Source organism: Mediterraneibacter agrestimuris (assembly GCF_943193195.1).
GTDB lineage: Bacteria > Bacillota > Clostridia > Lachnospirales > Lachnospiraceae > Schaedlerella > Schaedlerella agrestimuris.
Genome location: NZ_CALPDG010000027.1, coordinates 19,063 through 31,305 on the forward strand (window position 1 = coordinate 19,063; position 12,243 = coordinate 31,305).

Here is a 12,243-nt window from a genome sequence, read left to right on the forward strand (position 1 = left end):
ATTATTACGTTTACTGTAATTAGATCATATCAGAAATGGAAATTTAAGTCAATAAACGTTATGTTTACCTTAGTGAAGGTGTGCTCTTACATTGACTTTTCATATGAAAAAAAGTATTATTATATAGGAATAACAATAATTTGTGATAAAATGTGCGATGGGAAAATAAAGTTGATTGTTAATAAAAGATTTTGAAAGGTAAGTATATAGATTTGAATAAGAATACAAGAAAACGAAATGTGGTGATTGGCTGTCTTGCATCAGCGGCGCTATTATTTGCTGTGATCGTGGGAAGCGAGATCGTTACAGGTGTCTCAGGGAAGAAGATCGATACATCTGAAGGACTCGAGATCATCCATAAGGCGGAAGATTCTAATGTAACTGCAATTGAGACGAAGATTCAGAAGCTGGAGAAAAAAGAATCCTCGGGAGAAGAAACACGTAGTCTGAAAGAGAGGTTTGCCAGTACAGCAGTATTTGGCGATGAAGTTACAGAAGGATTTATAGAGTACGATGTGCTGAATGTTTCCAGTGTGATTTCCGGAACGGGTATGGAATGGAAAGAACAGGTTGCAAAATTAAAAGAAGTTAACCCTAAGGTTGTTTTTGTGGCATACTGTGCAAATGACATTCTGGACAGTGAAGGAGATACAGAAGCATACATCAAAAAGTACAGAAAACGGGTTGAAGAGATTCGGGAAGCACTGCCGGACGCGTCAATTTTCGTGAATTCTTTGCTGGACGTCAATTCTGCGGCAGTATCCGTTGAAAAGCAATATAAAAAGCTGGAGGATTACAATCAGGAGCTTAGGGAAATGTGTGATAAGATGCAGATTGGATTTACTGATAATTCTGCACTTACGCTCACACAATATTACGAAGAAGACGGAATTCATTTTAAATCCGGATTTTATCCGGTTTGGGCAGAGCGGATGGCGGAGGTAGCTTCGTTATGAAAAGAAAGCAAAGAAAAAGAAGAGACCAGACAGATATGGCGGCAGTAAACAGAAGTGTAAGCCGTGCTGAAATTTATAAATATATTATGGCTTTTGCACTTCTGCTCTATATAGTATTACTTTTAATTTATTCAAGTGGAAGCACTAAGTCTTTTGAAGAGGCAGCGGGAAATGTGGAAGCGGGTATTCAAACAGACAGTCTGGTTAAGCAAAATGCGCAGGCGCTGAAAAGGCATTATGGTCTGAATGGTGCAGATTATGAAGGCGCAGTTTTGTATATGGCGGAGGACAGCATCTCTGTAGAAGAAATTCTGATGGTGAAGGTAAAAAATGACCAGCAGGTGCATATTATTCAGGATGCCGTCAGAGATCGTGTTAACAGCCGTAAGAACAGTTTAGAAAATGTGTCTCCGGAGCAGGTAAAGCTGTTGGATAAGGCACGGATATTGGTGAGAGGGCGTTTTGTATTTTTTGCTGTATCTAAAAATGCGCAGGAATATGCTGAATTATTTACGGAAAGTTTATAAGAAAGGGTAACTTATGCTGTTTAGCAACATTTCATTTATATTTATTTTTTTGCCGGTTACGGTATTGGTTTATCTTTTGGCGTCTCCTAAAAAGAAAAATACTGTGCTTCTGACAGCCAGCCTTGTATTTTATGCATGGGGCGAGCCGATATATGTAGTTCTTCTGTTATTGTCTGCGATGTTTAATTATTTTTGCGGACAGGATATCGAGGATCGGCGGGACAATCCGGTAAGAGCAAAGAAAAGCCTGGCATTTGCAATTGTTATCAATCTTCTGATTCTGGGGTTTTTCAAATATTATGCGCTGCTGATGGAAAGTGTCAATGCGGTTTCACCAGCGGAGATTCCTTATCGGGAGTTTGCGCTGCCGGCGGGGATTTCTTTCTATATGCTGCGGGTACTTTCTTATCTGATTGATATTTACAGAGGGGAAGCCGGGGCGCAAAAAAGGTTTGTTAGTTTCGCACTGTACCTTACAATGTTCCCAACACTGCCGGCGGGACCGGTGGAGCGTTATGCAGAGTTGAACGTCCAGCTGGAAAAGAGAATGGTTTCTCCGCAGCGGTTCGGAAACGGGGCAATGTTGTTTGTGTGCGGGCTGGCAAAGAAAGTGGTTCTGGCAGATTCCTTGGGAATTTTTCAGGAACAGATTACAGGAATGCAGATAGGCACTTTTTCTATGTTGACGGCATGGATTGGATGCGCGGCATTTGCCTTTCGGTTATATTTTGAATTGAGCGGATTTGCAGATATGGCAGCAGGTCTTGGACGGATGTTTGGCTTTGAGTTTCGCAGAAACTTCAATTATCCGTATATTTCCCGGAGTGTGACAGAATTCTGGAAAAGATGGAATATTTCGGTGGCGTCATGGTTCCACATTTATGTGTATGAACCGCTGGGAGGTGACCGGACAGATTCGTTCCGTCAGATGTGGAATCTATTGCTTTTAGGGATATTGACCGGATTCTGGTACGGTGCCAGATGGCAGTTTCTCTGGTGGGGTATTTATTTCGGCGTATTGCTGTCGGCAGAGCGGTTTGTCTGGGGAAAGTTGCTTGTAAGGCTGCCAAAGGCAGTTCAGCATATTTATGCAGTTATAGTGATTTTTATCGGATGGGCTTGGTTTTTCAGCCCAGATTTGGGGTTAGCGCTGGATTACATTGGTGTCATGTTCGGAGTAGGAGCGAGTGGAATTGCGGATACGCAGACACTGTACTTTCTGATAAGCCACTGGTTATTGCTAGTGTTTTGTATTGTCGGCTCTTCATCAAGGGGAACAGCAGTACTTCATTCCATTATTGAAGTACCTCAGTCTCTTCAGGGAAAGAAGATAGCGGCATGTGTTGTATATATGATAATTTTTATTGTCAGTCTTGCATTTCTGGTGACGGGTACTGGTGAAAGCGGGCTGATCATACAGTTTTGATATTAGGTGAGGACATGCAGAAAAACAGGAAGAGAAGCAGACGGAACAGAAGGGTGAAACAACAGACAGGGAGTATTTTTGCTGTTGTATTTTGTATTGTTATTGTTCTGCTTATGGCGGTCAATATTTTGACACCGGATAAAGAAATGTCTCCTGATGAAGACCGGCGGCTTGCCGGAAGACCGGAATTTTACTGGGACAGTCTGGTTTCAGGTGATTATATGGAAAAATATGAGGTCTATCTGAAAGACCAGTTTGCAGGAAGGGATCTGCTTCGGAATTTGAGACTGACGTTAAACCGTCTGGGCGGAAGCCGGGAAGAAAATGGAGTGCTGCTGGGAAAAGGCGGTCAATTGCTGGAAACAATTGCGATACCGGAGCAAGAGTCATTGACGGCAAATTTAGAAGCAATCGAGAAGTTTATAAAGAGCCACAAGAACATGACAGTCAGTATGATGTTAGTTCCTGATGCGGCAAATATATTGAATGAGGAACTTCCGGCATTGTATTCTGTGACAGATCAGAAGCGTATGATCGCACAGGTGAAGCGAGAATTGGAAGAGAGTGTGAACTGGATTGACGTGGAGAGCATTCTGAGCAAGCATGCAGATGAAGAGATATACTATAAGACAGATAAACACTGGACATCATTGGGAGCATACTATGTATTTGAGGAATCTGCAGATCAACTGGGAATCCGGAAGAGTTCAGCAGGTAAGTTCGCAACATATCCCATTACAGCAACATTTAATGGGAATCTGTCATCTAGAAGCGGATATAAACAGAATGTAAAAGAAGTTATTGATATTTATGCCCAGACTGAAGGGGATACAGATGTAGTTGTCAACTATGTGGACGAGCAAAGAAAAACTGCGTCCCTTTATGATTCTTCAAAATTGAAGAACTCCAATCAGTATGAGGTGTTTTTGGGCGGAGATACATCAGTGATCGACATTAAGACTGTTTCAGAGAATTCAGACAGGCTGCTTGTGATCAAGGATTCTTTTGCCAATAGTTTTATTCCGTTCCTGACACCCTATTACCGTGAAATCGTGGTGGTAGATCCGAAATATTACGGCGGAACTATCAAGGATATTATGGACACATACCGGATTACAGATACGTTGTTTTTGTATGGCGGAAATACTTTTTTTCAGGATAATAATATCAGTGGAGTGTTGAGCAGTGGGCAATAAGATTGAACAGGAGTACAAAGAGAAACAGGAGGCTGTACGTCTGAATAAATATTTGAGCGAGGCGGGTGTGTGCTCCCGGAGGGAGGCGGACCGTCTGATTGAGAGCGGACGGGTGACTGTTGACGGAAAGCGGGCAGAAACCGGAATGAAGGTGATACCGGGACAGGTTGTTCGTGTAGGGAAAAAAGTGGTATCAAAGCAGGATGAAATGGTTGTTCTTGCAGTAAACAAACCGGCAGGGATTGTCTGCACGGAGGAACGCAGGGAGAGAAACAGCATTGTAAGGTTTTTGAATTATCCTGTCCGGGTGACTTATGTAGGAAGGCTGGACAAAGATTCCCGGGGGCTTCTTTTGATGACGAATAATGGGGACATTATTAATAAAATGATGCGTGCCGGCAACTGCCATGAGAAGGAATATAGGGTGACCGTGGATAAGGCAGTGACACCGGAATTTTTGCGTCGGATAGCAGAAGGCATTCCGATTCTTGATACAGTGACAAGACCCTGTCAGGCAGAAAAAATCGGAAAGTATACTTTTTCTATTATACTGACACAGGGACTGAATCGTCAGATCCGGCGAATGTGCGAAGCGCTGGGATATCAGGTAAAGGATTTGATACGGATACGCATCATGAATATTGAACTGGGGAGTCTGAGAGAGGGCGAATACCGAAAATTGACCGACAGCGAGTTGGATTGTCTGTATGAGCAGATTAAGGACTCATCTAATCATACCGTATGGGGAAGAAAATTAGAAATTGGGAGATAGAGAATGGACATAAAAAAGAAACGAATGCTGGAACTAGTAGAGCTTTTGAATCATGCGCGCCGTGTTTATGAACAGGAAGACACAGAAATAATGAACAATTACGAGTATGATAAGTTATATGACGAGCTTCAAGGACTGGAACAGGAATTGGGAACAATTCTTGCATCCAGTCCGACTGTTAATGTGGGATATGAAGTGTTAAGTGAATTACCAAAAGAACGTCATGAGCGATCGATGCTTTCCCTGGACAAGACCAAAGAGGTGTCTGGTCTGAAAGAATTTCTTGGAAACCAGCAGGCAGTCATTTCGTGGAAACTGGATGGTCTGACAATCGTGCTGACTTACAGGGAAGGTACATTGCAGAAGGCAGTTACCCGTGGAAATGGAGAAGTAGGCGAGGTTATTACCAACAATGCAAAAGTATTTAAAAATATACCGCTGCAAATTGCATATAAAGGTGAATTGGTCTTGCGTGGAGAAGCAGTGATCGGCTATGAGGATTTTGAACGGATCAATGCGGAAATCGAAGATGTAGACGCAAAATATAAAAATCCCAGGAACCTGTGCAGCGGTTCTGTCAGACAGTTGAGCAATGAGGTGACTGCTAAGAGAAATGTACGGTTCTTTGCATTTTCTCTTGTCCGTGCAGAAGGGGTGGATTTTGGGAATTCAAGGACAAAACAGTTTGGCTGGCTAAGTGACCAGGGATTTGAAGTCGTGGAACATCACATGGTAACAGCAGATACAGTTGAGTCTGAGGTAGAATGGTTTTCAAAAAAGATTACGGAAAATGCCTTTCCGTCTGATGGACTGGTGCTTGTGTATGATGATATTGCATATGGACAGTCATTGGGAACAACGGCAAAGTTCCCCCGGGATTCCATAGCCTTTAAATGGGCGGATGAGATTCGGGAAACAACATTAAAGGAAATTGAGTGGAGTCCGTCACGGACAGGTCTGATCAATCCGGTGGCAATCTTTGAACCGGTGGAACTGGAAGGAACAACTGTGAGCCGTGCCAGTGTTCATAACATCAGCATTATGGAAGAACTGGACCTGGGTGTGGGGGATACGATTCAGGTCTACAAGGCAAATATGATTATTCCGCAGATTGCAGAAAATCTGACAAGAAGCGGAAATTGCCGTGCACCGGAGCATTGTCCGGTCTGCGGCGGACTGACCCGGATTTCTATGGAGAATGATACCAAGACGTTGTATTGTACAAATCCTCAGTGTCAGGCAAAGCAGGTGAAATCTTTTGCTTTGTTTGTGAGCCGGGATGCATTGAATATTGAGGGACTTTCCGAGGCAACGCTGGAGAAATTTATAGACCGGGGATTTATCAAAGATTTCACGGACATTTTTCATCTGAAGCAGCATGAAGAGGCAATTAAGACTATGGAAGGTTTTGGTGAAAAATCATATGTGAATTTGATTAACAGTGTCGAGCAGGCGAGACAGACCACAATGCCAAAACTTTTATATAGCTTGGGAATTGCTAATATCGGTCTGGCAAATGCGAAAGTAATCTGTAAAGCTTTTGGAAATGATGTGGAAAAAATCTTACATGCGACAGTAGAAGATCTGAGCGGAATTTCAGGTGTGGGTGAGATCATTGCACAGACTTATGTAGACTATTTTGCAGAAGATACACATCAGGAATTGTTCAGGAAGCTGTTAGAGGAGGTGGAGATTCCCCCAGAGGCAGAAACAGCAGAGGAGCAGATTTTTGAAGGAAAGAATTTCGTTATTACCGGCAGTGTGAACCATTTTGCCAATCGCGGGGAAGTGAAGGAGTTGATTGAAAGCAAAGGAGGCAAGGTGACCGGAAGTGTGACTACTAAGACAGACTATCTGATCAATAACGATGTAGAGTCTGCTTCATCAAAAAATAAAAAGGCAAGGGAATTAGGAGTGCCGATCATATCAGAAGAGGAATTTTTGAAAATGCTATAAAAGATGCCGTGTGCACAGTAACAAATAGTAATAGTTCAGCATAGGAGTTTGCACTTGCTGCAAATTCCGTAAAAGTGTGTGATGGGAAAATAGAAAGCCTTTAATATTTCTTTACTAAGCGGGGGAGTTTCGGTATAATTATAAAATATATGGGGAGATTTCTTACATGTTATGTAAATAGATCAGGTATTATAAGTAGTTACTGTCTCTGGACATGAAAGAATATCGTAAGAATGAATTGTGGAGGAATAGTTATGTCAGATAATGATTTTATTATAGTTGATGAGGAAGAAAAGGAGCAGGATACTTCTGAGGGGAAAACAATAGATTTTAAAGAAGTGAATGTGGATAGTACAGAAGAAATCACATCTGAAATGAAAGCTGAAGATAATAATATTTCAGAAGAGAAAGCAGAGGTTGCAGTGCAGGAAGAAAAGGAGCAGGAATCTTCTGATGACGATGAATATGAGAAAGTGTGTATTATCTGCCACCGCCCGGAGAGTGCTGCGGGAAAGATGGTAGAGATGCCAAGTAATATTACGATATGCAAAGATTGTCTGCAGAGAAGTTTTGACGCAATGAATAATATGCCGATTGACTTTAGTAAGATGATGAACATGCCGGGGGTACAGTTTTTGAATCTGTCAGATTTGGAAAACAGTGTTCCGAAGAGGCAGAAAATTAAAAAGAAAAAACAGGCATCGGAAAAACCAGTGAAAAAGCTGGATATCAAAGATATTCCGGCGCCGCACAAAATTAAGGCACGTTTGGATGAATATGTAGTCGGACAGGAATATGCAAAAAAAGCAATGTCTGTTGCAGTTTACAATCATTACAAGCGTGTGCTGTCAAATACAATGGATGACATTGAGATTGAAAAGTCCAATATGCTGATGATCGGACCTACAGGAAGCGGTAAGACTTATCTGGTTAAGACACTGGCGAAGCTGCTGGATGTACCGTTGGCGATTACGGATGCAACCTCTCTGACAGAGGCAGGATACATAGGCGATGATATTGAAAGTGTTGTTTCTAAGCTGCTTGCTGCTGCGGATAATGATGTGGAGCGTGCAGAGAAGGGAATTATCTTTATTGATGAGATAGATAAGATTGCCAAGAAGAAAAATTCCAGCCAGCGTGATGTCAGCGGAGAATCGGTGCAGCAGGGAATGCTGAAACTTCTGGAAGGAAGTGAAGTAGAGGTTCCGGTTGGAGCTAACAGTAAAAATGCGATGGTTCCATTGACAACTGTAAATACAAAGAATATTTTGTTTATCTGCGGCGGAGCATTTCCAGATTTGGAAGGTATTATCAAAGAACGTCTGACGAATAAGGCATCTATGGGTTTTAATGCAGAATTGAAAGATAAGTATGACAATGAGAAAAATATCTTGAGTAAAGTAACAATAGAAGATTTGCGGAACTTCGGAATGATTCCTGAGTTTATTGGCAGACTGCCGATTATCTTTACCTTAAAAGGGCTGAATAAGGATAGTCTGGTTCAGATATTAAAAGAGCCTAAAAACGCAATTTTAAAACAGTATCAAAAGCTGCTGGCATTAGATGAAGTGTGTCTGAAATTCGATGAGGGTGCCCTGGAGGCGATTGCTGAGAAGGCCATGAAGAAGGATACGGGAGCAAGAGCACTTCGTGCGATTATTGAAGAGTTTATGCTGGATATTATGTATGAGATTCCAAAAGATGATAGTATCGGGCAGGTGACGATTACCAGGGAGTACATTGAAGGCACCGGGGGTCCTGTAATCGAACTGAGGGGACAGGGTGTGCCGTTGCTGTCATAAAAGGAAATAAAACAGAGGTTTGTCTGAATAAGTAACAGGAGGACAATAGAATGGAACGAGTAAAGAAGAACTTTGGTTTTGGCTGTATGAGACTTCCGATGAACGGAGAGAATGTAGATACAAAAGAGTTTTCAGCGATGGTTGATACATTTCTGGAGGCTGGTTTTAATTATTTTGATACAGCGCATGGTTATTTGGAAGGGAAAAGTGAACTGGCGCTGAAAGAATGTCTGACCAGCAGGCATCCAAGGGAGTCTTACATATTGACTAATAAGTTAAGCACGCCGTTTTTTAAGAGTCAGGAAGATATCCGTCCGTTTTTTGAAAGTCAGTTACAAGCATGCGGAGTGGACTATTTTGATTTTTATCTCATGCATGCACAGAGTGCAAAGCGATTTGAGAACTATAAAAAGTGCCGGGCATATGAAACTGCCCTGGAATTGAAAAAAGAAGGAAAAATCCGCCATATGGGAATTTCTTTTCATGATAAAGCAGCGGTACTGGAGCAGATATTGAAAGAATACCCGCAGATTGAAGTGGTACAGATTCAGTTCAACTATGTGGATTATGAAGATCCGGTGGTAGAGGCACGGAAATGTTATGAAATCTGCCGTAAATATAAGAAACCGATTATTGTTATGGAGCCTGTCCGGGGCGGCAGTCTGGTCAATTTTCGTCAGGAGGCGCTGGATATATTGGAAGAAGATGGAAGCGGAAGCCCGGCAAGCTATGCAATTCGCTATGCAGCAGGATTTGAAGGAATGTTTATGGTATTGTCCGGTATGAGCAATATGGAGCAGATGAATGATAACATCAGCTTTATGAAAGGGTTTCAGCCGTTGACAGAGAAAGAAATGGGGGCAATCCAGAAAGTGCAGGGAATCTTCAAATCCCTGAATCTGATTCCATGTACGGGGTGTGAATATTGTGTGGCGGGATGTCCGAAAGCAATTCAGATTCCGTCGGTTTTCAAATGTATGAATAACCAGAAGATTTATCAGAACTGGAGTGTGGAAAGATATCATGAGGCAACGAAAGAGAGTAAGGCATCTGATTGTATCAAGTGCGGCAAATGTGAAGAAGCATGCCCGCAGCACTTGAAGATCAGAGATCTTCTCAGTGCTGCTGCATACAAGTTTGAAAACTAAAAAATAAATAGTTAAAGCTGCCTGATTTCTTCGAGGGTATTATACACATTTAGCTGCCCATATCCCCATTCTCTGTTAGGGAAATTCATCTCCGGAGACCGGACAGCTCCGAGGATGAGAATGCTTTTGATCTGGAAAGAATCAATGGATGGATTGCCAAGCTGATAGATAATCCATTCCAGCAGCAGGGCAACTGCGCCGGAAGTCACTGCGGCGGAAATACTGCCGCCAGAGCGGACAGCATAGCGCCCGTTCGGAAGAGCTCCTTTGACATTGATTCCGGGAGCAGTAATAGTAGGTTCAATCTGTCCGCTGCGTCCATTTCCCCTTCCGGAGGCAAGCGCTATAGCGTTGGTATTACCGTCATAGTAGGAAACGGTAATGGCGCTTAAAGCGTCTCCGGGATTAGTGAATGTATAGTAAGGATCTGGAGTCAGGAAAAAGACCTCACCGTCTATAAATTCTGTGACCGGAAGCCAGATATGATACCTTCCGTCTATGATGCGGACTGGCTCTACATTGACTTTCCAGATGCCGGGGGAAGGTGCGTTAAAGCGAAAGAAAATCAGTTCTGAGTGTTCCTTTTCTACAATCAGCCGATAATCAATGACAACCTGTGTCCTGTCAAAGAGAAAATCAAAAGTTGTGCTGGCGTTTGCCCGGATTGGAATCTTCGTAGTGTTTTCACCAGAGGGGGAGGTCAATGAGATAGATACGATATTAGGAATACAAGTCCACAATTCCATTGTAAATCCAGAAACATTTTCCCCTACACGGATTTCAACAGTCTGTGTTGTATGGTCATCTGGAATTTCGTTATAATAATGATGCCGCTTATCAGATTCATTGCCAGTACCCACAACGGGAATCCGGTTTGCGGATGAACCGTAGGAATTTAATACTTGAGGGAGTGGAAGAGCTCCAACGTGACCGCCGGCATTCGTTCCTACGCTGATACAGAATACAAGCGGGAGATTCAGCTTTTCTGCCAGAAGAGTCAGGTAATGCAGACCGAGAAGAATGTCATTTTCCTGATAGCAGACAGCAGTTTCCGGGATAAAGTAAAAGTCGCGAAGATACTTTTTTGCCTGTTTTAATTTCACAACAGCAATGACGGAATCTGGTGCGGCGCCCAGAAATGCTTCAGATGGATTGCCGCTTCCGGCTGCAAGGCTTGCGGTAAAAGTACCGTGTCCATCGGTATCTGAAGAAGGAACCAGTTCCAATGGATCGTCAAGGCTCAGAGCTTCATCGATCATTTCTCTTGTATATTCACTTCCATAGGCAAAATGTTCCGGAGGTGTTCCGCTTTGAATAGTCTGATCCCATATAGCGGCAATCCGGGTGCTTCCATCCAGATTCCGGAAAATGGGATTTTGATAGTCAATGCCGCTGTCCAGAAATCCGATTAAGACACCTTTTCCGGTCAGTTGGAGTGTAGGGTATGTCTGTAAAGGAAGAATCCCCGTCTGATTCATAGTGTCCATACTGGTGGGAGCATAGCAGTTGGGTATAGAATTATAGTTGAATTTTTCCAGGGTAATGGGTTCTGTTTGCAAGCGGGACAGATAGACACAGCGATAGTCAAAACCAGCCTGCTGCTCACAGACATTTTCAAGAGGGAGACCGGACAAAAACGGTGTACGGATATCATTTACTATAAAATCAAAATAATCCTCGGAAAGGATTCGTTCTTTGCAAAGTACAGGATCAATCATAAAATATTCTGCCTTTTTTCTTTCAGTATATGTATGCTATAAAGGAAAAAGCACAATCTATTAAATAAACATAAACATGGAAGAAATTCTTTGAAGTGGGAAAAGAATGTGATAAAATAACAATAGAATTTATCATGAAGGGAGAAATATACTATGGGAACTTTTTGGGAAGATTTAGGTAAAAAATTTGGAGAGACTGCCGAAACTGTAACAAATAAAGCCGGAGAAGTAATGGAGATACAGAAGCTGAAGAATCAGATTCGTGCATTGGAAAGAGGGAATGAAAGCGATTTTATCGACCTCGGACGTATGGTTTATGAGCAGTTCCAGCAGGGAGAAACCATGAGTACGGAAGTGACCGGACTGTGCGAGGCAATCCAGAGCAGAGAAGAAAGCATTGGAGAATATGAAAAGCAGATTGCTGATGTAAAGGGCGATTTTGAATGTGGATCCTGCGGCAAAAAGGTTGCAAAGGGAATGTCATATTGTCCATATTGCGGTGTGAAGACACCGGATGAGTTTAAAGAGAAGGCAGCAGAATATGCTGAGGAGCTGAAAGAGAAAGCGGCTGAAGCAGCCGAGAATCTGGCAGAAAAAGCAGCTGATGCGGCAGAGAAAGTCGGCGAAGCAGCAGAGAAGGCAGCAGATAAAGCCGGTGACATGGCGGAAAAAGCTGCTCAGAAAGTAGAAGAAGCAGCCGATAAGCTGAAAGAAAAAGCAGAGGGTGAGGATAACTAGATAA

General features: G+C 42.6%; 10 protein-coding genes. 9 read left to right on the forward strand and 1 reads right to left on the reverse strand.

The genetic code is table 11. The annotated features are described in order from the left end of the window. The first annotated feature begins 212 nt into the window (after positions 1-212). The 8 genes from NFS18_RS12685 (at position 213) to NFS18_RS12720 (ending at position 9,783) form a co-directional block, all read left to right on the forward strand. The gene (locus NFS18_RS12685; protein WP_251390675.1) at positions 213-956 is read left to right on the forward strand and encodes a GDSL-type esterase/lipase family protein; all 744 of its coding nucleotides are present in this window, start codon (positions 213-215) and stop codon (positions 954-956) included. Then, positions 953-1,483, forward strand: coding sequence for a DUF4358 domain-containing protein (locus tag NFS18_RS12690; protein WP_251390677.1), 531 nt, complete (start codon positions 953-955; stop codon positions 1,481-1,483). The genes NFS18_RS12685 and NFS18_RS12690 overlap by 4 nt, the downstream gene beginning before the upstream one ends. A 13-nt stretch (positions 1,484-1,496) precedes the next feature. Beyond that, entirely contained in the window at positions 1,497-2,909 is a 1,413-nt protein-coding gene (locus tag NFS18_RS12695; RefSeq protein WP_251390679.1) for an MBOAT family O-acyltransferase, read from the forward strand. Between the two features lie 14 nt (positions 2,910-2,923). Then, a complete protein-coding gene (locus NFS18_RS12700) occupies positions 2,924-4,105 on the forward strand; it encodes a DHHW family protein (RefSeq protein WP_251390682.1) in 1,182 nt (393 codons plus the stop codon). Continuing rightward, the gene (locus NFS18_RS12705; RefSeq protein WP_251390684.1) at positions 4,095-4,877 is read left to right on the forward strand and encodes a pseudouridine synthase; all 783 of its coding nucleotides are present in this window, start codon (positions 4,095-4,097) and stop codon (positions 4,875-4,877) included. Before NFS18_RS12700 ends, NFS18_RS12705 begins: the two co-directional genes overlap by 11 nt. Positions 4,878-4,880: 3 nt before the next feature. After that, positions 4,881-6,833 carry an NAD-dependent DNA ligase LigA gene (ligA, locus tag NFS18_RS12710; protein ID WP_251390686.1) on the forward strand — a complete coding sequence of 651 codons (1,953 nt, stop codon included), beginning with the start codon at positions 4,881-4,883 and terminating at the stop codon, positions 6,831-6,833. 374 nt (positions 6,834-7,207) lie between these two features. Beyond that, positions 7,208-8,635 (forward strand): ATP-dependent Clp protease ATP-binding subunit ClpX, encoded by a 1,428-nt coding sequence (gene clpX / locus NFS18_RS12715; RefSeq protein ID WP_408631558.1) that lies wholly within the window; start codon positions 7,208-7,210, stop codon positions 8,633-8,635. 50 nt (positions 8,636-8,685) lie between these two features. Continuing rightward, the gene (locus NFS18_RS12720) at positions 8,686-9,783 is read left to right on the forward strand and encodes an aldo/keto reductase (protein ID WP_251390689.1); all 1,098 of its coding nucleotides are present in this window, start codon (positions 8,686-8,688) and stop codon (positions 9,781-9,783) included. Between the two features lie 11 nt (positions 9,784-9,794). On the opposite strand, the gene NFS18_RS12725 is transcribed toward NFS18_RS12720, so the two are convergent. Next, a complete protein-coding gene (locus NFS18_RS12725; RefSeq protein ID WP_251390691.1) occupies positions 9,795-11,501 on the reverse strand; it encodes a S8 family peptidase in 1,707 nt (568 codons plus the stop codon). A gap of 153 nt (positions 11,502-11,654) precedes the next feature. Here NFS18_RS12725 and NFS18_RS12730 point away from each other — a divergent pair, with 153 nt between their 5' ends. After that, a complete protein-coding gene (locus NFS18_RS12730) occupies positions 11,655-12,239 on the forward strand; it encodes a zinc ribbon domain-containing protein (RefSeq protein WP_251390693.1) in 585 nt (194 codons plus the stop codon). The last annotated feature ends 4 nt before the right edge of the window (positions 12,240-12,243 follow it).

Excerpts from the sequence above, each read along its gene's own strand:
- NFS18_RS12690 (WP_251390677.1), top strand. The coding sequence starts at position 953 with ATGAAAAGAAAGCAAAGAAAAAGAAGAGACCAGACAGATATGGCGGCA.
- NFS18_RS12695 (WP_251390679.1), top strand. The coding sequence starts at position 1,497 with ATGCTGTTTAGCAACATTTCATTTATATTTATTTTTTTGCCGGTTACG.
- NFS18_RS12700 (WP_251390682.1), top strand. The coding sequence starts at position 2,924 with ATGCAGAAAAACAGGAAGAGAAGCAGACGGAACAGAAGGGTGAAACAA.
- ligA (WP_251390686.1), top strand. The coding sequence starts at position 4,881 with ATGGACATAAAAAAGAAACGAATGCTGGAACTAGTAGAGCTTTTGAAT.
- clpX (WP_408631558.1), top strand. The coding sequence starts at position 7,208 with ATGAAAGCTGAAGATAATAATATTTCAGAAGAGAAAGCAGAGGTTGCA.
- NFS18_RS12720 (WP_251390689.1), top strand. The coding sequence starts at position 8,686 with ATGGAACGAGTAAAGAAGAACTTTGGTTTTGGCTGTATGAGACTTCCG.
- NFS18_RS12725 (WP_251390691.1), bottom strand. The coding sequence starts at position 11,501 with ATGATTGATCCTGTACTTTGCAAAGAACGAATCCTTTCCGAGGATTAT.
- NFS18_RS12730 (WP_251390693.1), top strand. The coding sequence starts at position 11,655 with ATGGGAACTTTTTGGGAAGATTTAGGTAAAAAATTTGGAGAGACTGCC.